The following is a 23,806-nucleotide window of genomic DNA, read 5'->3' as shown; positions in this document are numbered from 1 at the left end:
GTGAGGCATGAAGCGCCTGATTGTGATGATCGTTCTTTTGGCCGGTGCGTGGTCAGGCTACTGGTTCTATGCCTCGGGTCAGAAGCGCGCAGCGATCGAGGATTGGTTCACCGAAAAACAGGAAGAGGGCTGGCAGGCGTCTTACGAGGATCTGTCGATTGCCGGTTTCCCTAACAGGGTTGATGCCACACTCGACAATCCAAGTGTCGAAAACCAAGATGGCTCGATCGCGTGGAATGCCCCTTTTTTGCAGCTGCTTTCGCTGGTCTATAATCCATCGCATGTCATCGTGATCTGGCCCCAGACCCAGACTTTTATCACGCCCTATGGCACAGTCGCCCTGCGCAAAGAAGACCTTCGCGCCAGCGTTGTGTTCGACGGCGACGACGCGAGTTCGCTGAACCGATTTTCACTGGTCGGTGAGGACATGGAAGCGCGGACCGAACGCGGCAGTTGGGAAGCGTCAGAGCTGCGATTGGCGGCGGAGCGTCTGCCTGGCGCAGTGTCCGACTATCGCGTTGCCTTGGCGACATCCGACATGACGGTGGATCTGCCCTTGATCGGCGCAGGCAGCCTGCCAAATCGGATCGAGAAACTAGACGTCGACACCCACATCAGTTTTGAGCACGCGTGGGACGCCAAGAGCCTGCTCTTTGATCGGCCGAAACCCACCTCGCTAGAGATTGTCGCTGCAGATATTGAGTGGGGCCCGGCGACGCTGACCGCAACGGGTCTGTTAGAGCTCGATGAGACTGGGACGCCCGAGGGCGAGATCGACTTTTCACTCAAGAATTGGGAAGAGATGATCGGTGACATTGCGAACTCTGGCGCGATGAGCCACCAGCAGGCCGAGTCGATGCGGATGATGATTGGCATGATGGCCAGCAGCAGCGGCGATCCGCGTGCGTTTGACGCCACGCTGACCTTCAGCGGCGGGATGATGCGTCTAGGGCAGCTACCGATCGGCCCTGCCCCACGCTTTAGCCCGCACTAAGTCTTAGCGGCAGTACGAACCTGACCGGTAACGCGCTGTATCAAAATGAAAATGATCGCGATGGTACCGGTTCGCGTTCGGCCCCAAAGTCGTGCCAAAAGTGCCACAGGCTTTGGAATATGCAGCTTTCAGTACCTTGCCTTTTGACTTTTTGCTCCAGTCATTAAGCACGCTGATCCTTGTCCCGTCGCGCAGGGTAAAGCCGCCGATATCAACCGCGCGGCCACGACCATGCTCTGAAATCTTGGCGCCCGGTTGGTTGTTGCGGGTCCGGCAGACGTAGTGGCCCATGACATCAATCTTGGCGACACCTCCGCCCATGGTCCCGACGGCAGGTGACAAACCGTTATCCACCCACTTTTTCAAAGCTTGGGCAGTGGTGCAGTCCATAGTCGACCGCTGGCTGAGCGCGACTCCGGAAATCGACTTGATCTTGACCGCGCCTTCGACGCCGCAACCAAAAGTCGAGGCAAGGATCACACCAACGTCCTCGCCTTGAATTGCGGGATCACCACAGACCGACCCTTGCAAACGCTCCTGACGGCGCAAAATCGCTTTTTGCGTGATGGCGTGCGGGCGCGTGATCGGACGCAAAGCCTGAGGCAGCACAAAAGCCGCAGAGGCCACTCTGAACTCTTCTGCATCATGAGGATTGGGACTGGTCGCGGCAGGTTCCGACGCGGTTGGCACCGGCGGCCCTGCTTTGGACGCCTCGATCGCGGCCAGAACTTGGGCCGCGTGGTCCGAGGCAGGACGCGCTTTGGGGCGGAGCATGGGCGGGGTCAGAGCTTCGGTCGCGACAAGCACTGGCTTTACCTCGTCCCCCGGGCGGGCCACAGGACGCAGGGACGTTTCCAGCGGGAACGCGGACACGGCGGTTGCACCCATCATCAAGGCGCAGACCAAACCGCGCATCATTTTGCAGCCTTTCCACGACCAAAATCGGGCGCGTCAACGTCTTGGCCAGCTTCTAGAATGCCACGGCGGATTGCGCGGGTCCGAGTGAAGTAAGCATGCAGCATATCGCCGTCTCCTGTGCGAATGGCTCGCTGAAGCGCGAAAAGCTCTTCGGTGAACCTGCCCAGAATTTCCAACGTCGCGTCCTTGTTCGTCAAGAAGACGTCGCGCCACATTGTCGGGTCACTGGCGGCAATCCGCGTAAAGTCGCGGAAACCCGCCGCCGAATATTTGATCACTTCGCTGTCGGTCACGCGGCGCAGGTCGTCCGCCACACCCACCATCGTGTAGGCAATCAGGTGCGGCGTGTGGCTGGTGACGGCCAGCACCAGATCGTGGTGCTCGGCATCCATTTCCTCGACATTGGAGCCAATGCCTTCCCACAGCGCGCGCAGCTTCGCGACTGCTTCTGGGTCGGAATTCGGCACAGGCACCAAGAGGCACCAGCGGTTATCGAACAGCTCGGCAAAGCCGGACTTCGGACCCGAATGTTCTGTCCCTGCCAACGGGTGGGCAGGCACAAAATGCACGCCCTCGGGCAGATGCGGGCCAACGGTGTCGATCACAGATTGCTTGACCGACCCAACATCACTGATCGTCGCACCCGGCTTCAGGTGCGGAGCAATTTCTGCCGCCACAGCGCCCATCGCACCCACAGGGACACAGAGCACTACCAGATCCGCGTCTTTGACGGCCTCGGCCGCGGTGTCACAGATGCGATCGCACAGGCCGATCTCGCGCGCGGTGTCACGGGTTTCCGCGGAACGAGCATAGCCGGTGACTTCGCCCACCAGACCGCCACGTTTGATCGACCAGAACATCGAGGACGCGATCAGGCCAAGGCCGATTAGCGCCACACGGTCGTAGACTTGGGTCATGCACGGGCTCCTGCTTTGAACGCGCCAATGGCATGTGCCACGCGGCGGCAAGACGGCTCGTCGCCGACGGTGATCCGCAGGCAGTGCGGCAGGTTATAGCTGGCCACAGGGCGCACGATCAGACCTTGGGACTTCAGGTAGTCGTTGCAAGCTTCGGCCTCTTCCTGATCGTGGAAGCGGGCCAGAATAAAGTTGGTCATAGAGGCGTCGGATTGCACACCAATGGCTGCCAAGGCTTCGGACAGCCAGACACGCAGGCGGGCGTTTTCGGCCAGCGACTTGTCGATGTGCGCGGTGTCGGCCAGCGCAGCTTTCGCGGCTTCCAAAGCGATGGTCGAGATATTGAACGGCGCGCGCAGTCGGTTCAACACGTCAATCACGTCGCGCTGCGCATAGCCCCAACCCACGCGCAAACCACCCAAGCCATACAGCTTGGAGAAGGTGCGGGTCATGATGACGTTGGGACGGGTGCGGGCCAGCTCGGCACCGCCATCATATTCCTCAACGAACTCCGCATAGGCGCCATCCAGAACCAGCACAACGTGGGGCGGCAGAGAGTCTGCCAGACGCGTCACTTCGGCCAGACCGATCATGGTACTGGTCGGGTTATTCGGGTTCGCGATAAAGACGATGCGGGTCGCATCCGTCACGGCCGCCAGAATGGCGTCGACGTCGGTCACGCGATCACACTCGGGGACCTCGACAGGCGTCGCGCCGGCGCCGAGGGCACAGATGCGGTACATGGCAAAGCCGTGCTGGGTGTAAATCACTTCGTCGCCCGGACCCGCGTATGCGTTGCAGATCATCTGCAGGATTTCGTCGGACCCGACACCTAGGATGATCTTGTCCGCCTCTAGCCCGTATTTGTCCGCCAGAGCAGCGCGCAGGGAATACCCGTCGATTTCGGGATAGCGGTGCATCTGATGCGCCGCGACGCCTGCTGCCTTGACTGCTGCCTCGGACGGACCGAACGGGTTCTCGTTCGAGGATAGCTTGACCACATTGGAACCCGGCGCGCCGGACGCGCCGCCGACGTAGAGATCAATCTCCATAATGCCGGGCTGGGGGACGGGTTTGTTCATCTGGGCCTCCGTAACTCGGGCCCTGCATATAGCGCAGATGACGACTGGGAAAGAGCACTTTGATCCCATGGCCCCCGGAAAGTGGCCGGATGCCCACAAAAGCAAAGCGCCGCCCCATTGGGACGGCGCTCGTGGCACAAAACCGGTCCTGAAATCAGGATTAGTTCTGTGCGTAGAATTCGATAACCAGGTTCGGTTCCATTACGACGGGGTAAGGAACGTCCGACAGGCCGGGCATGCGAACGAAGGTTGCGGTCATCTTGCTGTGGTCGGCGTCGATGTAGTCAGGAACATCGCGCTCTGCCAGCTGAACAGCTTCCAGCAGGACAACCATTTGCTTCGACTTCTCGCGAACCTCGATAACGTCGCCTTCTTTGACGCGGTACGAGGGGATGTTCACGCGCTTGCCGTTGACCAGAACGTGACCGTGGTTCACGAACTGACGCGCCGCGAAGACGGTGGGAACGAACTTGGCGCGGTAAACAACTGCGTCCAGACGGCTTTCCAGCAGACCGATCAGGATCTCACCGGTGTCACCACGACGACGCTCTGCTTCACCGAAGATGCGACGGAATTGCTTCTCGGTCATGTCGCCGTAGTAGCCTTTCAGCTTCTGCTTGGCGCGCAGCTGCAGACCGAAGTCCGACAGTTTGCCCTTGCGGCGCTGACCGTGCTGGCCGGGGCCATATTCACGACGGTTTACGGGCGACTTGGGGCGACCCCAAATGTTTTCGCCCATGCGGCGGTCAATTTTGTACTTGGCAGACGTGCGTTTGGTCACGGCTGATCTCCTTCGTTAAGTATGAAGGGCGTTGTCCTACTGGGTTTCCCCTGACAGGCATCCCCTTGCGGGGGCCACCAACACCAATGTGAGCCGCCCCTATATAGGTCCGCACGGCAGAGTCAACAGCGCACCGCGCTTTTCTCAGGTCTCGTAGGCCAGAATTGCAGCTTCGGAGCGGGATAGCGGACGGCGGGCGAATTCGCCATAGCGCATGGGGGCATCGCCGACCCAAGGCAGCAGCTGTTCCAGAGCCATCCGATCCCCTTGATCCAGTGCATCCATTGAGGCTGTCGCGGGGTGGAAGCTCTCGCATTCAATCCCGTTGGCCCAGATCACCTCGTGGCGCCCTAGAAGGATGTGCACATAGGTGACCTCTTTCATATCGGGGGCGCAGATGATGGTTCGGTCGTTCACCAGATCACGGGCTTGCACCATTACCTCTGTTGTATTGAACAGGGCACGGGCGGCATCGCCCTGCACTAGCAGGCGATGTTCAGGCGACACAATCAGAGTGTCGTCGGGACGGTCCTTGCCAAAGGCCGAGGCGTGGATGCGCACAGGTCGTAGATGAGGCATCGCAAACAAACGCGCCCCGCTCATCCGGCGGCTGCCAGTCCAGAGAACTTCTTGCGGGCCACTGTCGCGGGTCATGACAAAATCGCCGGGCTGCAAGGCCTCGACCAGACGTGGACCCATGGGGGTATCAATGCGCGTGCCTGCGCCAAAGCAGATGACCCCAGCCGGCCGCTCGTTCGAGGGACTGCTCAACGCCGAGCGGTCCGTCTCATCCAACGTCAGCTTGATCACCCAATAATCCTGATCGGAAAGCGGATGGTCACGATCAAAGCACAGCATGAGCTGGCCGGTGACTGTGCTGCGGATAATGCGCGCAGTATGGCTGGATTTTCCGTCACTGACCGTAATGCTTTGATCCGCCATCAGCGGCGCACGTTCGGTGTGGGCTTGGCGCGCGCCCTCGCCGATCAGGCGCCCCGCCCGTCCAGCGGCACCACGGCGCAATTGGGCATCGCCCTCGGCTCCGGTGAGTTGCAGGACAGAGTGCGGGCCGTCGATCCGCGTCAGTTCGCCGGTCCAGCGCCATACGACACCAACAGCCAAATCCGCCAAGGGGGCTGCGCGCACGCCCTCGATCAAGGTTTGCCCCCAATGCACTACATATGCGCCTGCAATCGCCATTTGCCTGCTTCCACTGCTAACTTGTTACCGCTCTGGCGGAGTGTCCGCCGAATGGGGCCCGTTCGGGCAGGCCCTCAGAATTTGTATTTCAGGTTGAAAGAGCCCAGCACCTGTCCGGTGTCTTGGTTGTCGAACTCTTTGCTCAGGTAGGTGACACCGAAAGTTGCCGACGATTGGCGGCCCTCCCACTTGAGGCCGGCGCGGGCGCGGGCGCGCTCTTGGACCATGTCATAGGAGTCGCTGTCCGGAAGCATCGCGGAGTCGACCATGTAGCCAATGTCTGCGCCTGCCGTCAGGGTAAGTGCGCTCATCGTGCCGCGGATCGCGGTGTAGGTCTGACCCGTCGTATAATCGCGGATCATCAAATCGTCTGGGATCAGACCGCCGAATTCAAAGTCCGCCCCCACACGGGCAAAAGACTCGAGTCCTGCGTGCCCTTCGATAAATGGGATCACGCGCGATGCGTCGCCCAATTCAAAGGTCCGCGCGGCCTCAATGTGGCCGTAACCAAAGACGTTGTCCTGAATCTGACCGGCGCGCACTTCGTCACTGGCATCGCTAGCGCCGATCCAGCGGTGGAAGTTAGCCTGAAACTCATCAAGCTTGGTCTGTGGTCCGATGACCTCAACGCCGACGCCCATGTCAAAATCGGTGCGCGACAGCTGTTGATTGAAGTGCGAGTGCACCCCGAGACGCGCGACAGACGCATAAGGGCGATCGCCCTGCGCCGGCGCATCTAGATTGTCGGGCGCTGCGATCTCTGCACTGCCCCGCAGTTCAAGCGTGTCGAAATACTGCGACCCCAGCGAACCCTGCCAGTCGCGACCAAACATGACGCTGGCCTGCGTGGCACCCGTGCGCCAACGGTCACGGGCATCGCCGATAAAGTCGTTCGAAATCTGATAGCCAAAGCCCAAGAAACCGACATCTTGAGCATAGGAGGCGGGTGCCATCATAGTCAGGGCAATGGCTGCCCCAAAGATCGCGCGCATGGTGACCCTCGTTACTGTGCCCCCCCAGGCACTGCCGAAGCATAGCAAATTGAGAATTTATTTTTCCAGCACAGAACGCGATTTGGTTAGAAAATCAAACAAGACTAGCGGAAATGCCACACCCTATCGTTGTATCAAATAAAAAGGGCGCGATGAACGCGCCCCTTTGTTTCTTTGGGATTTTCTTAGGCTTCAGCCGCTTCGGCACGGCGTTCGCGGAAGAAGAACATGTAATACAGCACCGGAGCCGCTACGAGCGTCAGGATCGACGCAAAGCCCAGACCGCCCATGATCGTCACCGCCATTGAGGCAAAGAACGCGTCCGACAAAAGAGGAATCATCCCCAGAATCGTCGTGGCCGCCGCCAAGACCACAGGACGCAAACGCGAGGTCGAGGCATCCAGAACTGCTTGACGGAAGGGCACGCCCTCGGCGCGGACCAGATCGATTTCTTCGACCAGAACGATGCCGTTTTTGATGAGCATCCCCGACAAGCTGAGCAGACCCAAGAGTGCGGTAAAGCTAAAGGGCAGGCCCGTTCCCAACAGACCCAAAGCCACACCGTTCACCGCCATCGGCACCAAGAGCCAGATGATCAGGGGCTGACGCAGACGACCGAATAGCAGGATCGAGATCACGATCATGATTAGCAAGGACAGCGGCAACTGCTTGCCAAGGCTGCTTTGGGCTTCGGTCGAGTTCTCGTATTCCCCGCCCCATTCCAGCATGTAGCCGTCGGGCAGTTCCATCGCTTCAATGTCCGCGCGGATGGCGTTGAACACCGCAGCAGCGTTGGCGCCATCGACCACACCGGCTTCGACCGTGATCGTGGGCAGACGGTCGCGACGCTGGATCAAAGTATTCTGCGCCTCGTAATCGAAACCGTCGATCAACTGGAGCACAGGAATATAAGCGTTTGCCGCACTGGAATAGACCAGCTGGTCGACCAGATCGGGTGCACCTTGGTCCGTCACCAGATCATTACGGACAACGATGGGAATCAGGCGATCATCCTCGCGGTATGTGCCGGCCTGAATGCCGTCGGTCGCAGTTAGGAAGGCCGAAGCTAGGTCTTCGCGTGACACACCGACCGCTTGGGCACGGTCCTCGGCATAGATGGGTTTCAGCACCAGTTCCCGTTCACGCCAGTCCGTGCGCAAGTCTTGCAACTGATCCGACGCCGCCAGCATCCGATCTGCCGCTTCGGCAGCCAGTTCCCGCAGGATCACCGGATTGCTGCCAGAAAAGCGCGCGGCGATCGGCGCACCGCCACCAGGACCAAAGGCCAGACGTTCTGTCCGAAATTCTCCCGCGACCAACTGACTGCGGCCAAAGCTTTCTAGATCGGACCGCAACTGGGGGATTTCGTCTAGATTGTGGGTGCGGATGATCAGGTGACCGTAGGTCGGCAACGCCTCTTCTGGGGCGTAGGTCAACATGAAGCGGCTCGCGCCACCGCCAACGAACGTCGCAACCGAGACCACCTCTTCGCGGTCCTTCAGCCAATCCTCAAGGATGGTCATCTCATCGGCGGTTTGGTGAATGCTTCCGCCCTGCGGCAACTTGTAATGCACGTAGAACAGCGGCGTGTTGGAGTCGGGGAAGAACTGCTGCTTTACCTGACCAAAGCCGATGTAACACACCACGGTCACGACCCCCAGCGCGGCCAGCACGGGCCAGCGCAACGTCAGCGCCAGATTCAGCGTGTTGCGATAGGCGCGGAAAATCGGGCCACTGTAGTTGCCGTCTGCATTCCCGTCGCCGACCTTGAAGAAGTAGTGCCCCAACAGCGGCGTTGCCGAAATGGCCAGCACCCACGACAGCAGCAGCGAAATACCGATGACCGCAAACAGCGAGAACAGGAATTCGCCCGTGGCATCTGGCGACAACCCGATCCCGGCAAAGGCCATGATCCCAATCACTGTCGCCCCAAGCAATGGGGTCTGGGTCTTGCTCGCCACATCTTCGGCCGCATCTCGGGCAGTCTTGCCCTGTGCCATGTCACCCTGCATCCCTTCGGCCACCACGATTGCGTTGTCCACCAGCATGCCCATCGCAATGATCAGAGCACCAAGCGAGATACGCTCCATCTCGATACCGAAGATCGCCATGAAGAAGACAGTGCCCACCACGGTCAACAGCAGGGTCGCCCCGACCACCACGGCAGCACGCCAGCCCATGAACAGCGCCAGAACGATCACCACAATCGCCACCGACATCGCAAGGTTCACGAGGAAGGCATTCGATGCTTCTTCAACAACAATGTGCTGCTGGTAAACGGGGTGAATCTGTACGCCTGCGGGCAAATCGCGCGTCAGAGTCCCAAGACGGTCATCAATGCGATGTCCAATATCCACGATATTCTGGCCGGATTTGCCCGAGACACCCATGGTAAAGGCTTCTTGGCCGTTAAACCGGATGATCATGTCTGGATCGGAGACGCGTTCACGTGTGACAGTCGCCAGATCGAGCAGATCGATAATTTCCCCCTGAACGCCGATGGTCAGGCGGGCAATCTCTTCGACGGTGTTGGAGCCTTGGGGGGCTTCGATGCGAATATCCTGCCCGTTCGAGGTCACGCTCCCCGCGCTCGCCACTGCGTTCGAATTCGCAATCGCCGTCGCAATCGCAGCGGGTGACACACCAAGGTTCCGAATGATAGCCATGTCTGGGGTCACATAGACCGCCTCTTCAGGCAGACCCTGCAGGTCTACATCCGCCACGCCATCAACGGTCAGCAATTCACGTCGCAAGAACTCCGCGATTTCGTGGGTTTCCGCGTCTGTGAAACCCGGTGTCTGGATCGCGTAGAACACACCAAACACGTCGCCAAAACTGTCATTCACGTAGGGCGTGCCTGCGCCAGAGGGCAAACTGCCCCGCGCATCGTTCACACGTTTGCGCAGCTTGTCCCAGATTTGGGGCAGCTCTGTGCCGTCGTAGATGCTCTCGATTTCGACATCGATGCGGCTGACACCTGGCTTATTGGACGAAGTGATGCTCTTCACCTCGGACATCTTCTGGATGGCAGATTCCAGCGGTTCGGTCACCTCTCGGGCCACCTGATCCGCCGAAGCGCCGCTATACTGGGTGATCACCACCGCTTGCTTGATGGTAAAAGCGGGGTCTTCGAGGCGGCCAATCGTAGCAAAGCCCCAGATCCCGCCAAGAAGGCAACCGATCATCAGGAGCCATGTAATCAGCGCCTTATCAATGGACGCGCGTGCAATAGACATGGATCACTCTCCGACGCGGGTAAAGCGGCGGACGGACTGTCCGTCCTGCAGTTGCGAGGCGCCGGTGCTAACAATTTCGGTGCCGTTTTCCAAACCATCCACCAGACGCACGCGGCCATCGAGGGCGATCTCGATCTCGATAGGCGTCGCAATGACGGTGCCAGCTTCATCGAACACCATGACCATAGGATCGCCCGCAGCATCAAAGGTCAGAGCGGTTTCCGGCAGGAACACAGCCTCTTGAGCGGGCATTTCCGCGCGCGCCAAGACAGAAACAGACGCACCGGGATAGATCCCTGCGCCCGGGTTCTGCTCGAACGCCAGCGTCAAAGTATAGCTCTGGCCAAGCGCGCTGGTCTCTGCCTCGAACTCGCGTGAGACCAGCGGAAAGCGTTCGGATCCCCCCGGAAACTCCGCTTCGAAACTAACACTGCCATTTTGGCCTGCTTGCCGAAACAGCACTTCAGGGACGTCGATTTCGACACGCATTTCAGACACGTCATGCAGACGCACCACAGGCGTCCCCGCCGACACCGTGGTAAAGTTTGCAATCTCACGGCGGGCAACAAGCGCGTCAAATGGCGCGCGCAAGGTCGCGTGATCCAGGTTGGCCTCTGCGTCTTGCAGGGCGATTTCGGCCAGCTGCACCTGCGTGCGTGCATCGCGGATCGACACTTCACTGACAGCCGCCCCACTCAGGGACTCCAGTCGGGACAAGTCCCGGCGCGCCTTGTCTAGGTTCACATCAGCCTGAGACCGCGCGCGCTCGTATGCGTCCAGATCAAGTTGGGCGATGACCTCGCCTTCGGGAATGACTTGACCTTCGGGAGCGGTCAGCACCTCGACCTGCCCGCCGACCTGAAACGCCAGATCAACGGTTTGCAGGGCAGTGACCTGTCCATAAAACCGGCGCTCGACCTGCTGCGGCTCGGATGTGACGGTCATCAATTTCACGGGTTTGGGCACCTCTTGGGCGACCAAAGGAGAGGCCAGAGGCGCGGTGAGCACCAGCGCGGCAAGGAGGGCATGTAGTCTGCGCATGGGGATCCTCTGCGGAATTGGGGTTCGGAGCCATTAAAACAGCCCAACGCGATTATGCCAGAAATTTTCTGAACTGATCGGTTTAGTTCTAACTTTACCCCCGAAAATGCAACAGTTCCGCACGACTATTTCGCATGCTGATTTGCACACACGACTCTTCGTGAATGCGTAGCACGTCAGCGGCGCGGGCGTTTCATGCGGTGGCCGGTCGCGCAAATTGCTCTGAAACCGTTTGCTTTGCCAACACACAGGCCTCGGGCAGAGATCGCCCCTCGGCCAACCCGCAGGCGATCGCGCTGGACAGCGTGCAACCGGTTCCCCGCCGCGCCCCACCAAAGCGCGGCCCGTCCAATGTTTTCACCCAACGAGGCGTGACCAAATAATCTGTGGCAGACGAACCTTGTGCGTGGCCCCCTTTGATCAACACAGCGCCCGCACCTCTGGCCATAAGCGCCCGCGCTTGGATCTGCGGCTCAGGGCTGCGCTCGCCACACAACATGGCAAGACGAGCCAGTTCAGGCAGGTTCGGGGTCACCAGAGTGACCATAGGCAGGAGTTCTGTCAGCAAGGTTTCAATGCCTTGGGCGTCCAGCAATGGGCCCCCAGACGACGCGGCCAGAACGGGATCAAGGACGATCGGTGCGCTGTGGCACCCCATTGCGTGGACGACCGTCTGAGCTCTCTGCGCATCACAGAGCATGCCGATCTTGACCGCGCTCGCCGGCACCATCTGTGCTTTTAGCGTCGCGCTTGACACCGGATGTACATCCAGAACGCCCGCATCCGACTGGGCCGTGACGGCGGTCACGGCGACCCTTGCCAGATGCCCCAGAGACTGGATGGTCTGAGCATCGCGCAGTACCCCTGCCCCGCAACTGGAATCTAGCCCGCCAATCGCCAAAACGACCGCCATGGGTTAAACGTCCCTCAGGGTGGCCAGCCACTCTTGGGTTCGCGCTTCGGGGCTATCGGCCAGCTGAATGTCTGTAACGACCGCCGCACTGTCCGCGCCCGCATGCAGAACGCCAACCGCCCGCTCTGGCGTGAGCCCACCAATCGCAACCAAAGGCGTTTGGCCAACGCGCGACTTCCACTCCCGCACGCGATCCACGCCTTGGGGCGCCCATTTCATCTGCTTCAGAATGGTGGGGTAAACCGGACCGAGCGCGACGTAGGCGGGATCCAAAGCAAGCGCCCGCTCAAGTTCGTCATCGTCATGGGTCGACAGTCCATAGCGCACGCCCGCGCGGCGCAAGGCACCAAAGTCGGCGGCATCCATATCTTCTTGGCCCAGATGGACAAAGTCGAGGCCCAATTCCAAGGCCAACTCCCAGTAATCATTCAAAATTAACTGTGCCCCGTGCTTCGCGCAGCACTCACGGGCGCGGATGGTTTGGACGCGCAGATCGGCAGGAGCGGCATCCTTGACACGCAGTTGGACCAGTTTGACGCCCAAGGGAACCAGTCGCTCGAGCAGGTCTGCTGTGCCCGTGATCAGATAGAGCTTCTCCATCATGCCAACTCTGCCATCCCAAAGATCGGAGTCGAGGCCGCAGCCATATCTCGGGCTGGCATGAGCCCTGCATCATGGGCCAAGCGACCTGCCGAAACCGCCATGCCAAAGGCGCGAGCCATCGCAACGGGATCGACCGCCTTCGCCACAGCCGTGTTCAAAAGCACAGCGTCAAAACCCATCTCCATGGCCTGCGCGGCTTGGCTTGGCGCACCGATCCCCGCATCCACGACCAAGGGCACACCAGCGAAATGCGCACGCATCGTTTTCAGGGCGGCACTATTCCGAAGCCCTTGCCCCGATCCGATCGGAGCGCCCCAAGGCATCAACACCTGACAACCCGCGTCCAGCAGTTTCTCTCCGACGATCAGGTCATCTGTTGTGTAGGGGAAGACCTCGAAACCGTCTGCACAGAGCACGCGCGCAGCCTCGACCAAGGCAAAGGGGTCTGGCTGCAGTGTGTCCGCGTGGCCGATGACCTCGAGCTTGATCCAGTTGGTGCCAAAGACCTCGCGGGCCATGTGCGCTGTGGTGATGGCCTCTTTGGCGGTGTGGCATCCAGCCGTGTTGGGCAGGATACGGCAGCCACTGCCTGCGATCAGATCGCGGAACGCAGAACCCCCGCTACCCTCGCGGCGCAGGCTGACGGTAATCACCTCTGTCCCACTGACCTCCATCGCTTTGGCCAGAACCGCCGGAGACGGGTATTGCGCAGTGCCCAACATCAGACGGCTACCCAACTCTACGCCATAGAACATCGCTCAGCCCCCCTGCATTGGTGAGAGCACTTCGACGCGGATGCCTTCGGTCAGAGTCACCTTGTCGCGCGTGGCTTTGGGGACAAAAACGCCATCCACAGCAGTGGCCACGCAGGGGGCTTCAAAACCCTCAACCTCGATAAGCTCCGCTAGGGTGGAGGCTTTGGTTTCAGTCGGTTTGCCGTTCAGTTCAACTTGCATGCTTCATCTCATTGCTCAGCCTGTCCGCGAGGGTTTCGGCCAGATACGGCGACGTTAAAAAACCGTGTCGGTACATTCCGTTGACGTGGATGCGGCTACCGATTTCGCGAATACAGGGAATGTTGTCAGGAAAACTCGGGCGCAGACCTGTGCCTGTCTCGATCACCTGCGCCTCGGCGAATGCTGGGTGCAGCGCATAAGCCGCAGACAGCATCTCTACCAAGGCACGGGCGGAGATGGGGCCCGCTTCATCGCTTTCGATCATGGTTGCGCCGATCATATACAGGCCATCGCCGCGTGGGACGACGTAGCAAGGAAAGCGCGGGTGCAAGAGGCGGACGGTGCGGCTGAGGTTTACGTCAGGTGCATGCACCAAAAGCATCTCGCCCCGTACTGCGCGCAGGTCGGGCAGCTGGTCGCGGGCTGCGAGCCCTCGGCAATCGATGATCTGCCCCTTGGGCCTTTCCACCGTCACAACGCCCCGCTCTGCCAGCCGAGCGCGCAAACAGGACATGGCGGCGCGGGGGTCCATATGCGCCTCTTCGGGGAAGTAGAGCGCACGGGTGAACCTGCCCTGCAAATCTGCCTCGTACTCGGCGGGATCGACGGTGTGGTGCCGCCGCGTCGCACGGGAAAACCTGAGCAGTTCGGCTTGGTCGCGTGGCGGCGCAACGACCAAAGTCCCGCGCCACGCCACCCCATCAAAACGGGCGCTCCACCAATCTGCAGCGTGTTTGCCCATGCGCACGACCTCTGGCGGGGCGCTTTCGCCCTCGCACATGGGGGCGAGCATACCGCCCGCCCAGTGCGAAGCCGGAATTCCCCCATCGTCGACCAGCTCCACAGGAAGCCCACGTTCGGACAAGGCTGTGGCCACGCACAGCCCCGTCACCCCTGCCCCAAGGACCGAATACATCACTCCGCATCCTCTTTGGCAGGCACATAGAGCTGCCCGCCCTCGCGGAATTTGGCTGCCATCGCCTCCATCCCTTCTGACTTTTGCGCCTCTGCGCGAATGTCGTGGCTGATCCGCATAGAGCAGAACTTCGGCCCACACATGGAGCAGAAATGCGCGACCTTGTGCGCCTCTTTGGGCATGGTCTCGTCGTGGAAAGCGCGCGCGGTGTCCGGGTCCAGAGACAGGTTGAATTGATCCTCCCACCGGAATTCGAAACGCGCACGACTGATCGCATCGTCGCGAAGCTGCGCACCGGGGTGGCCTTTGGCCAAGTCCGCCGCGTGGGCCGCTATTTTATAAGTGATCACGCCGGTCTTCACGTCGTCTCGGTCTGGCAGACCTAGGTGCTCTTTGGGCGTCACGTAGCACAGCATCGCGGTCCCGAACCACCCGATCATCGCCGCCCCAATGGCGCTCGTGATGTGGTCATAGCCCGGCGCGATGTCAGTGGTGAGCGGCCCAAGCGTGTAAAACGGGGCTTCGTCACAATGCTTTAGCTGCTTGTCCATGTTCGCTTTGATCTTGTGCATGGCCACATGGCCCGGGCCTTCGATCATGACCTGACAATCCTTGGCCCATGCGATCTTGGTCAACTCGCCCAAAGTCTCTAGCTCTGCAAACTGCGCCTGATCATTGGCATCAGCGACTGAGCCGGGACGCAAGCCGTCGCCAAGGCTAAAGGACACGTCGTACTTGCGGCAGATATCGCAGATCTCTTCGAAATGCTCGTAGAGGAAGCTCTCGCGGTGATGGTGCAGACACCACTTCGCCATGATCGAGCCACCCCGACTGACGATCCCTGTCACGCGATCAACCGTCATCGGGATCATATGCAGGCGAACGCCTGCATGGATGGTAAAGTAATCGACACCCTGCTCGGCCTGTTCGATCAGCGTATCGCGATACACCTCCCATGTCAGGTCTTCGGCGATGCCATTCACCTTTTCCAGCGCCTGATACAGCGGGACGGTCCCAATCGGGACGGGGCTGTTGCGGATGATCCAGTCGCGGATGTTGTGGATATTCCGGCCCGTGGACAGGTCCATGACCGTGTCCGCGCCCCAGCGGATGGCCCAGACCATCTTTTCAACCTCTTCCTCCATGCTTGAGGTCACAGCCGAATTGCCGATGTTGGCGTTGATTTTCACAAGAAAGTTGCGTCCGATGATCATCGGTTCCAACTCGGGGTGGTTGATATTCGCGGGGATGATCGCGCGGCCCGCAGCGATTTCCTGACGGACGTATTCGGGTGTCACCAGATCGGGGATCGAAGCGCCAAAATCCTCGCCATCACGCTCTTTATCCCATGCCAGAGTCCGGCCCACATTTTCGCGGATCGCTACATACTCCATCTCGGGGGTGACGATGCCCGCTTTGGCATAGGCCATCTGAGTGATGGCCCGGTCGCCGACCGCGCGCAGTGGGTCGCGCTGGTTGGGAAAGGCCGGGACCAGCCTGTTGCCTTCGGCATAGCCATTATCGGCGGCAGTCACGGCGCGGCCAGTATAGCTTTCGACGTCTCCGCAGGCCTGTTGCCATTCCCCGCGCTGCACTGCGAGGCCCTGTCGAATATCGGTTTGCACGGCAGGATCTGTGTACGGGCCAGAGCTGTCGTAGACCGCGACGGGCGGCTCGCCGCCGCCCACTTGGATGTGGCGCAGGGGCACGCGGATGTCATAGGTCTGGCCGGGAATGAACACCTTGGTGGCGGCGGGCATATTTCCCGTAGTGATGGTCGGTGTTGCGTTGTCTTTCATCTATGGTCTCCTCAAGACATTCTCGAAAAGACCCAAGCGAAACAGGTGGCAGAAAGGGGCCACGCAGCCCCCGCACGACACAGCGCGCGCAATAGGGCCGTCAGCGGCCCGAAAGGACCGCTCGCAAAGTTCAGCGAGAAACGGAGTGCCCTTCGGTCTTCCTACGCCAGTATCAACTGGGTCAGGTTCAAAGGGTCGCGTCACCGCAGGGTTTCCCCCGCTGTCAGCCTCTCAGTTCCCTAAGCGGAACTCCCCCGACGTGCGTGCACCATTGCGAACTCGCGCCTAGATGTCAATTCTTGTGATCCCAGTGGCGACAACACCCTCCCAGCACCGACCATAGTCTTACTGACTCTGCGTATGCGGCTCGCCCATAGTGATCCGACCAGCGATTCAATCTTAGGGAGGAGAAAATCATGGCTTGGGCAAAACCCATTTTGAAAGAGATCGAGTGCGGCATGGAAATCAACATGTACGGCCCCGACTCGGGCGACGACCACGGCGTTCTGTTCTAAGAACCCGAAGCGCGAGGCAGGCCTATGACACTTCGCGCGCGAATCCTGGGGGCGGCAGCCGGTGGCGGTCTCCCCCAATGGAACTGCGGGTGCGAGAATTGCAATCTCGCACGGGCGGGGAAAATCCCCTCCCAGACACAGAGCTCCGTCGCGTTTAGCGGCAACGGCTCAGATTGGGCGATCCTGAACGCCTCTCCTGACATTCGTGACCAGATGGCGCGTACGCCGGAACTGCACCCGACGGCCCTGCGGGAATTGCCCCTGCGGTCGGTGATGGTGACTAACGGCGATATCGACCACGTGGCAGGGCTACTCATCCTGCGTGAACAGCAACCGTTCAAGCTGTTTGCCACGGCCGAAATCCACAGCGTACTAGCCCAAAACCCCATCTTTGACGCCCTGCGCCAAAACATCGTGGTGCGCGAGGAAATCGCCCTAGACCAACCGTTCGAACTGGCCCCTGACCTGACAGCGACCCTGTTCGCTGTTCCGGGCAAGGTGCCACTTTATATGGAAGGTGAGGTTGTCCAGACCGATCTCGAGGGGGAGCAGACCGTGGGCGTTCACCTGCAAGCGGGCGGCAAGGATGCCTATTACATCCCCGGCTGCGCACTGGTGAAAGGCGATCTGGCGGATCGTTTGCGCGGTGCGGATATGGTGATGTTTGACGGCACACTCTGGCAGGACAACGAGATGATCGACATGGGGCTGTCACAAAAGACAGGGCAGCGCATGGGCCATATCTCGATGTCAGGGCCTGATGGTTCGATGGCCGCTTTTGCCGATCTGGGTGTCTCTCGCAAAGTCTATGTCCACATGAACAACAGCAACCCAGTCCTGCGCCCCGAAAGCGCCGAACGCGCCGAAGCCGAAGCAAACGGCTGGACCATCGGGCAGGACGGGATGGAGATCACCCTATGACTGCCAGCCGCGAGGAATTCGAAGCCCGCCTGCGCCAGATCGGTGCCGACCGCTATCACGACAAGCACCCGTTTCATCACATGCTGCACGGCGGGGAATGCACCCCTGCGCAGGTGCGCGCGTGGGTGATCAATCGCTTTTACTATCAGGCCAGCATCCCGATGAAGGACGCCGCCTTTATGTCCCGCGTCGAGGACCCCGCACTGCGCCGCGAATGGCGCAGCCGGATCGAGGATCACGACGGCCATGGCGAGAACGAGGGCGGCATCGAACGCTGGCTGCGTCTGGCCGATGCCGTGGGTCTGGACCGCAGCTATGTGGCCAGCAAGCAAGGCGTGCTGCCCGCCACCAAATTCGCTGTTGATGCCTATGTGCGCTTTGTCCGCGAGAAGCCGTTGCTAGAGGCTGTGGCGGCATCGCTGACCGAACTGTTTGCGCCGAAGATCCACGCAGACCGGATCAAGGGACTGCTGGCGAATTATGACTTCGCCAACGATCGCAGCATGTCCTACTTCCAGCGCCGTTTGAACGAGGCTCCCAAGGACGTCGCATTCGGCTTGAAATACGTGCTCGATAACGCGGACACTCAGGAAAAGCAGGACGCTTGCGCCGCTGCGCTCGAGTTCAAGACCGACGTGCTTTGGTCCCAGCTCGATGCGCTGTATTCGGCATATGTCGCGCCCGGCCGCATCCCGCCCGGCGGCTGGCAGCCCGGCACCTATGAGTTGGACCTGCGAGCCACCGCATGATCGCGCCCAATGCTGTTCCCTACTTGCCGCGCGGTGTGCGTCTGCACCGCGACCACGTGCGTGACCGTTGGGTGCTGCTGGCGCCCGAGCGGACGATCAGCCTTGATATGATTGGCCACGCGATCATCACCGAACTGGACGGCTCTAGCGGGTTTGCGCAGATCGTGGACCGGCTGGCCGCGAAATATGATGCCCCCGCCGTTCAAATCGCGGGCGACGTGCAACAGTTCCTCGGCCAGTTGGCCGAGCGCCGCTTTCTGGAGGTGCGCGCATGAAGGTTCCCGCCCCTCTGGCCATGCTGGCCGAGCTGACCCACCGCTGCCCTCTGTCCTGCCCCTATTGCTCGAACCCAGTCGAACTGGCGGCACGTTCGGGCGAATTGACGACCGAAGAGTGGATTTCGACGTTCAAACAGGCCGCTGATCTGGGTGTCCTGCAACTGCACTTGTCGGGCGGCGAACCGGCCACGCGGCGCGATCTAACCGAACTGGTCAAGGGCGCACGGGATGCGGGCCTCTATACCAACCTGATCACTTCGGGCATCGGTCTGACCGAAAAGCGGATGCAAGAATTGGACGCGGCCGGACTGGATCACATACAGCTATCGCTTCAGGGGACAGACGCCGAGATGGCCGACCGCATCGGCGGCTATCGCGGTGGGTATGACCGCAAAATGCAGGTGGCGGGCTGGATCAAGGACATTGGCTTCCCCCTGACCCTGAACGCCGTTCTGCATCGCCAGAACCTGCACCAACTTCCCCGTGCGCTGGAAATGGCCGTGGAAATGGGCGCCCGCCGGATCGAGGTCGCCATCGTTCAGTTCTACGGTTGGGCGATGCTGAACCGCAACGTGCTGATGCCCACCCGTGAACAAGCCAAAGAGGCAGAGCGCATCGTTGCGCAGGCGCGCGAGGATCTAAAGGGAACGCTGGTCATCGACTTTGTCCCCGCCGATTACCACAGCGACTATCCCAAGCGTTGCATGGGCGGCTGGGGTACCACGGGCCTGAACATCGCGCCGGACGGACAGGTTCTGCCCTGCCACGCAGCCCAGACGATCAAGCACCTGAACTTCGAGAATGTGCGCGACAAACTCTTGGCCGACATCTGGTATCAGAGCGATGCGTTCAAAACCTATCGCGGCACCGACTTCCTGCCCGAACCGTGCCAGAGCTGCGATCGCAAGAAGATCGACTTTGGCGGCTGCCGATGTCAGGCGCTGGCCGTGGCAGGAGATGCGAGCGCGACCGATCCGGTCTGCGTAAAATCCCCCTTCAACGAGGAAATGCGCGCCTTGGCCGAAGATTTCTCGGCAGAAGAGACCGCCGAAATCACCTACCGCACCGCGGCGGGCTAAACGGAACAGGGCGGCCCGAGAGCCGCCCCTATTGCATCACCAGAAAGGTCGGATGTCATCGACGCGGCGGTAATATTCCCCGCGCGACAATTCTGACCCGCACTCCGATTTGGTAAAGGCGAAGTGCACCTCTTGCAGCGCTTCGGCACCACCGCTCATCACGTAGAAGTCTGGACCCGCCAGCGGACCGCTTCCGCAATGATCGCCGGTTGGCACCATACCACGGCTGACGTCCGTAACGACGACCGTCCCGTAGCCTTGGGCACCGCCATTTTGCAGGCTGTCATACACCTCGAACACCAGCCCTTGCGCACCTTCGGAGGTGTGAACCATGCGGCCCAACGCATCCTCAGCTGTCTGCGCCACGGCATGGGCTGCACCTTCGAAGGTGTTATAGCTCTGACCAGGCTCCAGAACGTAGAGGTCCAGATCCACCGGCTGGTCCCATGCCAGAACGACGCGAATGGTGCGGTTCGCCTCTGGCCAGGTAACCTCTTGCTCGGCGCCGTCAGCCATTTGAATCACAGCGGTCTCACTAAGCAAAGGCAGGTTGATCTGCGCCATGCCATCGGCATTCGCGATGCCGTCAAAGGCATGGTCGCGGTAGGTTAAGGTCACCACTTCGCCTGTGTTGCAGCCGCTGAAGCCTGCGGTCAGAATGCCATCCACCACCGCACCGTCAAAGGCATTGCCACAGCCGCTCTGCGGGACAGCGGGGGCCGCAGGCGCAGCCTCTTCAACCGGCATCGCGGCTTCGATGACCTGCTCGCTGCAAGGCAATTCCCGCGGGACCAGACCGACAGAGACCGGCTGAAAACCAACCATCATCTTGACCGCCTTGAAGACACGCCCACAGGGCAGGTCCGCGCGCAATGTCCTGTCGATCACGTTGAACTCTGGCTTCAGAATAGCGCCATCGCGGTCGGTCAGCGACAAACGCACCTGATCCGCACAGATCGGCGCGACCATCAAAGCCGTGCCTCTGTCAGTTTCGACCAGTTCGACCGTGCGCGGGTCGTCGCAGGCTGGCATGACCGGCGCAGGGTTTTCATCCGCCACAGGGATCGGCGCAGGCGTGGGCGCTTGGGCGACAGCTTTCTGATCCAGTTTGGGGGCATCAAATCCCTTGGGAAGGGCCAAACCGGCCCCTCCTTCGGTTTCGGGGGCTGCCGGGGCGACAGCCGCTTTGGGCAGCTCGGACGGCGCTTCGATCCGGACGGCTTGGCGCACCTCAGCGGCGGCCGCAGCCTCTGCCGTGTTCTCAGCAAGGACCGGCTGCATCGTCGCGCACAACACCACGACGCCGAGTGTTTTAAACAGAATACGCATTACACTCCCCTTTTTATCAATCAACGCGACGCCCACACTTCGACGCGGCGGTTGCGGTCGTAGCCCGTCTCATCGTTGCACGCGACGGGGGCATCTTCGCCGACTGCCATGACTTGAATTTCGACATCACGGCCCAATTCGGCCCGCAGCTGGTCAGCCAAGGCCTGTGCCCGCTGGCGCGAGATTTCGAGGTTGATGTCGTAGCCGCCGGTGTTGTCCGCAAACCCTGCAAAGACCAGTTTGCGGTCTGCATTTTCGGGCTGGTTCATCCACTCAACCAGACGGCCCATGTCATCCACAGAGCGCGCATCCAAATTCGAAGAGCCGGTGACGAAGTGGAACGTCGCGCTAAGGCGATCCATGTCACGGACAGTCAAAACGTAGTCACGGACAACCGGACCGTTCTGGTGAGGCATGAACTGAATGTTGGCCAGTGCATCGACAGCCTCCCAGCCGGAGCGCACGCCTAGGTTCAGGTCAACAAAGCCATGCTTTTCCAACTGCTCTTGGCCTTCGCCAACAACAAAGTCGGTGAACGCTTCGACATCCGCCGGATCGGCGCTCGCGTTCTTGTACATGTAGAGACGACGGCTCAGCGGATATTCTTCGGTCTTGACCGAGAAGGCGGTGGGGCTGTGGATCGCGTCACATACCTTTAGCGGTAGCGCCTTGGCATTGCGCACATAGGACAGACCGGTGAAGCCAATCGCACCAGGCTCTGCGCGGACAGCGTCCGACAGGTTGGCGTTGGACTCGAACTCTTTGGCCGAAGAGACCAGCGGCAGATCGTTCATTACCAGCGTGTCAAAGGTGTCAAAGGTGCCCGACTTATCGTCCCGCGCGTGGACCACGATGGGCAGGTCTGGCCCACCGATCTGGATCCAGTTGGTCACAATACCTGCAAAGATATCGCGAACCTGTTCGATGCTGAGTTCACGGACCGGATTGTCAGGGTGCACGATGATCGCAACACCATCGAGGCCGACCACAATCTCGCCATTGGCGCCTTCGGCCAGTGGGTCAGCGTAACCTGCAACCTGCAGATCATTGCGCTCTTCATCTTTGATCCGGCGCGACGCCAACGCAATGTCCGCCTCGCCTTGCAGCATGGCGCGGAAGCCGGTGGAACTGCCATGTGCGGCCAGAGTGATCTCGCTCACGCCGCCGGGGAGTTCGCCCTCGATCTCGACTGAACGCTCGTTCTCGTCACCCAGAACCCATGCGCCCATGGATGCGCCTTCTTGGGCGACCCAGGCTTCAAGCAGCGCCGGTGCCAACTGCGCCCCGATGGTGTTCGAGCCGTGCAGACGCAGAGCGGTGGGCTGAATGCTGGCCACGACGTCGGCCTCGACCACTGCCTCGGCCACATCCTCTGCAACGACCTCGGCAACGTCTTGCGCCTCGGCCTCAGCGGCGGGTGCCTCGGCAACGACCAGATCTTCGGGGCAGCCATCGGCGGGGCAGATATCGGCGATAATGCTGCGGGGATATGTGATCGGCCCGTATTGGGTGTTCACGTCATAGCGGCCCGGTGCCACTTCTAGGACCATGCCTTTTTGGCGCGAACCATCATGCAGCTTCAGGGTCGCTTCGACCGCCGATTTCAGGCGATAATCTGTGGCGCTTGCGGGCAGCAGATCCACATCAATCCGGTCCTTGAGCAGCTCTGCAAGCTCACCACTGTCGCGGGCCTCGGCCAACGCCGCGTTGAATGCCTCGATCGTCGCGGCTGCGTTCGGCATGTCAAAGGGCAACATCAGGTGAAGGGTGCGACGTGCCAGATCAAAAGAGCTTTCGCGGATCGACGAGACATCAAAATCGGCAAAGTTCAAAACAAAGGCCGCTTCGCTCTGATCCGAGAGAACTGCGAAGACGTCACCATTTGACAGCATCTGGAAGCAGCCGTTCATGTCATTTGCAGTCACACGCGCAAAGTCACCAGCATCCACGCGCAGTTGGAGCGAGGTCGCAAGATTGTAACCCGCTGGATAGCACAGATCCTGACCGCTCAGGTCATCCAAAGAACTCAGTCTGCTATCCCGCGCATACAGGCGCTCGCCCACGGCGAGCACCGCGTCGGTGTACAAGAACCCCAGCGATCGGCTCAGAGTATAGTAATAGGGGAAGGCACCAGCATACGTGCCGTCGCGCGCACCGCCCTCTGCGTCGGACCATGTCGGCGCAAAGGTGATGTCGGCGGCGATACCTGCCTTGTCGAGAATATGTTTGAAAGCCAGCGTCCCCACGCCGCCATCGGGCAGCTCACTTCCCGAAATCAGGCCGTACGGCTCGCTGGTCGCAAAAGTCATGCTGTCCTGTGCCACAGCGGCGGTCGACGTGAGCAACGCAAACACAACCGAGCACGAGACACCCGAAGCGAAGGTCTTAAACATCAAAAATCCCTTGATACCCTTACGCCAGAAGGCCCGCGCAAATGACAAAGCTCCGCAAGCGCGATGCAATCAAAGATTGCAACGCGGCAGCCCATAGCCCTGTGATTTCGTCGGAACGCCCCCCAGCTAATCCCAATAATTCATTACAGTTATGTGACAGAAAATGATGAATTTCCGCAGCCAAAGCATGGCGA

General features: G+C 60.3%; 22 protein-coding genes. 6 read left to right on the top strand and 16 right to left on the bottom strand.

Annotation, left to right across the window (positions count from 1 at the left end):
* The first annotated feature begins 7 nt into the window (after positions 1-7).
* Positions 8-994 carry a DUF2125 domain-containing protein gene (locus BM225_RS13125; RefSeq protein ID WP_072704794.1) on the top strand — a complete coding sequence of 329 codons (987 nt, stop codon included), beginning with the start codon at positions 8-10 and terminating at the stop codon, positions 992-994.
* Between the two features lie 3 nt (positions 995-997).
* Here the strand turns inward: BM225_RS13125 and BM225_RS13120 are convergent, their stop codons facing one another.
* From BM225_RS13120 to thiC, 14 genes are all read right to left on the bottom strand, one after another.
* Positions 998-1,912, bottom strand: coding sequence for an extensin-like domain-containing protein (locus tag BM225_RS13120; protein ID WP_245780492.1), 915 nt, complete (start codon positions 1,910-1,912; stop codon positions 998-1,000).
* On the bottom strand, positions 1,909-2,829 hold the full coding sequence (locus BM225_RS13115) for a prephenate/arogenate dehydrogenase family protein (protein WP_072704791.1): 921 nt from the start codon (positions 2,827-2,829) through the stop codon (positions 1,909-1,911). Before BM225_RS13115 ends, BM225_RS13120 begins: the two co-directional genes overlap by 4 nt.
* Positions 2,826-3,911, bottom strand: a complete 1,086-nt coding sequence (hisC, locus tag BM225_RS13110) for a histidinol-phosphate transaminase (RefSeq protein WP_072704788.1) — start codon at positions 3,909-3,911, stop codon at positions 2,826-2,828. The genes BM225_RS13115 and hisC overlap by 4 nt, the downstream gene beginning before the upstream one ends.
* 160 nt (positions 3,912-4,071) lie before the next feature.
* Positions 4,072-4,692 carry a 30S ribosomal protein S4 gene (gene rpsD, locus BM225_RS13105; RefSeq protein ID WP_072704785.1) on the bottom strand — a complete coding sequence of 207 codons (621 nt, stop codon included), beginning with the start codon at positions 4,690-4,692 and terminating at the stop codon, positions 4,072-4,074.
* A 144-nt stretch (positions 4,693-4,836) separates the two neighbouring features.
* Positions 4,837-5,892 carry a Hint domain-containing protein gene (locus tag BM225_RS13100; protein WP_072704781.1) on the bottom strand — a complete coding sequence of 352 codons (1,056 nt, stop codon included), beginning with the start codon at positions 5,890-5,892 and terminating at the stop codon, positions 4,837-4,839.
* 74 nt (positions 5,893-5,966) lie between these two features.
* Positions 5,967-6,884 (bottom strand): lipid A-modifier LpxR family protein, encoded by a 918-nt coding sequence (locus BM225_RS13095; RefSeq protein ID WP_072704778.1) that lies wholly within the window; start codon positions 6,882-6,884, stop codon positions 5,967-5,969.
* 185 nt (positions 6,885-7,069) lie between these two features.
* The gene (locus tag BM225_RS13090; protein WP_072704776.1) at positions 7,070-10,120 is read right to left on the bottom strand and encodes an efflux RND transporter permease subunit; all 3,051 of its coding nucleotides are present in this window, start codon (positions 10,118-10,120) and stop codon (positions 7,070-7,072) included.
* A 3-nt stretch (positions 10,121-10,123) separates the two neighbouring features.
* Complete coding sequence (locus BM225_RS13085; RefSeq protein ID WP_072704774.1) at positions 10,124-11,161, bottom strand: efflux RND transporter periplasmic adaptor subunit; 1,038 nt, start codon at positions 11,159-11,161, stop codon at positions 10,124-10,126.
* A 193-nt stretch (positions 11,162-11,354) separates the two neighbouring features.
* Entirely contained in the window at positions 11,355-12,074 is a 720-nt protein-coding gene (gene thiD, locus BM225_RS13080; protein ID WP_072704771.1) for a bifunctional hydroxymethylpyrimidine kinase/phosphomethylpyrimidine kinase, read from the bottom strand.
* Positions 12,075-12,077: 3 nt separating this feature from the next.
* A complete protein-coding gene (locus BM225_RS13075) occupies positions 12,078-12,674 on the bottom strand; it encodes a thiamine phosphate synthase (RefSeq protein WP_072705374.1) in 597 nt (198 codons plus the stop codon).
* On the bottom strand, positions 12,674-13,432 hold the full coding sequence (locus tag BM225_RS13070) for a thiazole synthase (protein WP_072704768.1): 759 nt from the start codon (positions 13,430-13,432) through the stop codon (positions 12,674-12,676). Before BM225_RS13070 ends, BM225_RS13075 begins: the two co-directional genes overlap by 1 nt.
* Positions 13,433-13,435: 3 nt before the next feature.
* The gene (gene thiS / locus BM225_RS13065) at positions 13,436-13,633 is read right to left on the bottom strand and encodes a sulfur carrier protein ThiS (RefSeq protein ID WP_072704765.1); all 198 of its coding nucleotides are present in this window, start codon (positions 13,631-13,633) and stop codon (positions 13,436-13,438) included.
* Positions 13,623-14,549, bottom strand: a complete 927-nt coding sequence (locus BM225_RS13060) for an FAD-dependent oxidoreductase (RefSeq protein WP_072704762.1) — start codon at positions 14,547-14,549, stop codon at positions 13,623-13,625. Before BM225_RS13060 ends, thiS begins: the two co-directional genes overlap by 11 nt.
* Positions 14,549-16,348, bottom strand: coding sequence for a phosphomethylpyrimidine synthase ThiC (gene thiC, locus BM225_RS13055; protein ID WP_072704759.1), 1,800 nt, complete (start codon positions 16,346-16,348; stop codon positions 14,549-14,551). Before thiC ends, BM225_RS13060 begins: the two co-directional genes overlap by 1 nt.
* Positions 16,349-16,764: 416 nt before the next feature.
* Between thiC and pqqA the strand changes: the two genes are divergently transcribed.
* From pqqA to pqqE, 5 genes are read left to right on the top strand one after another with little or no spacing between them, the layout of a single operon-like run.
* Positions 16,765-16,863, top strand: coding sequence for a pyrroloquinoline quinone precursor peptide PqqA (pqqA, locus tag BM225_RS13050; protein ID WP_072704757.1), 99 nt, complete (start codon positions 16,765-16,767; stop codon positions 16,861-16,863).
* Positions 16,864-16,887: 24 nt separating this feature from the next.
* On the top strand, positions 16,888-17,784 hold the full coding sequence (gene pqqB / locus BM225_RS13045; protein ID WP_072704755.1) for a pyrroloquinoline quinone biosynthesis protein PqqB: 897 nt from the start codon (positions 16,888-16,890) through the stop codon (positions 17,782-17,784).
* Positions 17,781-18,533, top strand: a complete 753-nt coding sequence (gene pqqC, locus BM225_RS13040; protein ID WP_072704752.1) for a pyrroloquinoline-quinone synthase PqqC — start codon at positions 17,781-17,783, stop codon at positions 18,531-18,533. The genes pqqB and pqqC overlap by 4 nt, the downstream gene beginning before the upstream one ends.
* The gene (pqqD, locus tag BM225_RS13035; RefSeq protein WP_072704749.1) at positions 18,530-18,808 is read left to right on the top strand and encodes a pyrroloquinoline quinone biosynthesis peptide chaperone PqqD; all 279 of its coding nucleotides are present in this window, start codon (positions 18,530-18,532) and stop codon (positions 18,806-18,808) included. The genes pqqC and pqqD overlap by 4 nt, the downstream gene beginning before the upstream one ends.
* Entirely contained in the window at positions 18,805-19,890 is a 1,086-nt protein-coding gene (gene pqqE, locus BM225_RS13030) for a pyrroloquinoline quinone biosynthesis protein PqqE (RefSeq protein WP_072704746.1), read from the top strand. The genes pqqD and pqqE overlap by 4 nt, the downstream gene beginning before the upstream one ends.
* Before the next feature lie 36 nt (positions 19,891-19,926).
* On the opposite strand, the gene BM225_RS13025 is transcribed toward pqqE, so the two are convergent.
* Entirely contained in the window at positions 19,927-21,219 is a 1,293-nt protein-coding gene (locus BM225_RS13025; protein ID WP_072704743.1) for a hypothetical protein, read from the bottom strand.
* A gap of 20 nt (positions 21,220-21,239) precedes the next feature.
* Entirely contained in the window at positions 21,240-23,612 is a 2,373-nt protein-coding gene (locus BM225_RS13020; protein ID WP_072704740.1) for a substrate-binding domain-containing protein, read from the bottom strand.
* Between the last annotated feature and the right edge of the window lie 194 nt (positions 23,613-23,806).

The sequence above is a fragment of the Donghicola eburneus genome (assembly GCF_900115865.1).
Taxonomy (GTDB): Bacteria; Pseudomonadota; Alphaproteobacteria; order Rhodobacterales; family Rhodobacteraceae; genus Donghicola; species Donghicola eburneus.
The sequence above is the reverse complement of the archived record's forward strand: the minus strand, read 5'-3'. Positions and strand labels throughout refer to the sequence as shown.

What these genes read in the sequence shown, in the direction of transcription:
- BM225_RS13075 (WP_072705374.1), bottom strand. Translation starts at nt 12,674, where the DNA reads ATGGAGAAGCTCTATCTGATCACGGGCACAGCAGACCTGCTCGAGCGA.
- BM225_RS13115 (WP_072704791.1), bottom strand. Translation starts at nt 2,829, where the DNA reads ATGACCCAAGTCTACGACCGTGTGGCGCTAATCGGCCTTGGCCTGATC.
- pqqB (WP_072704755.1), top strand. Translation starts at nt 16,888, where the DNA reads ATGACACTTCGCGCGCGAATCCTGGGGGCGGCAGCCGGTGGCGGTCTC.
- BM225_RS13120 (WP_245780492.1), bottom strand. Translation starts at nt 1,912, where the DNA reads ATGATGCGCGGTTTGGTCTGCGCCTTGATGATGGGTGCAACCGCCGTG.
- pqqE (WP_072704746.1), top strand. Translation starts at nt 18,805, where the DNA reads ATGAAGGTTCCCGCCCCTCTGGCCATGCTGGCCGAGCTGACCCACCGC.
- thiD (WP_072704771.1), bottom strand. Translation starts at nt 12,074, where the DNA reads ATGGCGGTCGTTTTGGCGATTGGCGGGCTAGATTCCAGTTGCGGGGCA.
- pqqA (WP_072704757.1), top strand. Translation starts at nt 16,765, where the DNA reads ATGGCTTGGGCAAAACCCATTTTGAAAGAGATCGAGTGCGGCATGGAA.
- thiC (WP_072704759.1), bottom strand. Translation starts at nt 16,348, where the DNA reads ATGAAAGACAACGCAACACCGACCATCACTACGGGAAATATGCCCGCC.
- BM225_RS13125 (WP_072704794.1), top strand. Translation starts at nt 8, where the DNA reads ATGAAGCGCCTGATTGTGATGATCGTTCTTTTGGCCGGTGCGTGGTCA.
- pqqD (WP_072704749.1), top strand. Translation starts at nt 18,530, where the DNA reads ATGATCGCGCCCAATGCTGTTCCCTACTTGCCGCGCGGTGTGCGTCTG.
- BM225_RS13100 (WP_072704781.1), bottom strand. Translation starts at nt 5,892, where the DNA reads ATGGCGATTGCAGGCGCATATGTAGTGCATTGGGGGCAAACCTTGATC.
- thiS (WP_072704765.1), bottom strand. Translation starts at nt 13,633, where the DNA reads ATGCAAGTTGAACTGAACGGCAAACCGACTGAAACCAAAGCCTCCACC.
- pqqC (WP_072704752.1), top strand. Translation starts at nt 17,781, where the DNA reads ATGACTGCCAGCCGCGAGGAATTCGAAGCCCGCCTGCGCCAGATCGGT.
- BM225_RS13020 (WP_072704740.1), bottom strand. Translation starts at nt 23,612, where the DNA reads ATGTTTAAGACCTTCGCTTCGGGTGTCTCGTGCTCGGTTGTGTTTGCG.
- BM225_RS13025 (WP_072704743.1), bottom strand. Translation starts at nt 21,219, where the DNA reads ATGCGTATTCTGTTTAAAACACTCGGCGTCGTGGTGTTGTGCGCGACG.
- BM225_RS13085 (WP_072704774.1), bottom strand. Translation starts at nt 11,161, where the DNA reads ATGCGCAGACTACATGCCCTCCTTGCCGCGCTGGTGCTCACCGCGCCT.
- BM225_RS13060 (WP_072704762.1), bottom strand. Translation starts at nt 14,549, where the DNA reads ATGTATTCGGTCCTTGGGGCAGGGGTGACGGGGCTGTGCGTGGCCACA.
- BM225_RS13070 (WP_072704768.1), bottom strand. Translation starts at nt 13,432, where the DNA reads ATGTTCTATGGCGTAGAGTTGGGTAGCCGTCTGATGTTGGGCACTGCG.
- hisC (WP_072704788.1), bottom strand. Translation starts at nt 3,911, where the DNA reads ATGAACAAACCCGTCCCCCAGCCCGGCATTATGGAGATTGATCTCTAC.
- BM225_RS13090 (WP_072704776.1), bottom strand. Translation starts at nt 10,120, where the DNA reads ATGTCTATTGCACGCGCGTCCATTGATAAGGCGCTGATTACATGGCTC.
- BM225_RS13095 (WP_072704778.1), bottom strand. Translation starts at nt 6,884, where the DNA reads ATGCGCGCGATCTTTGGGGCAGCCATTGCCCTGACTATGATGGCACCC.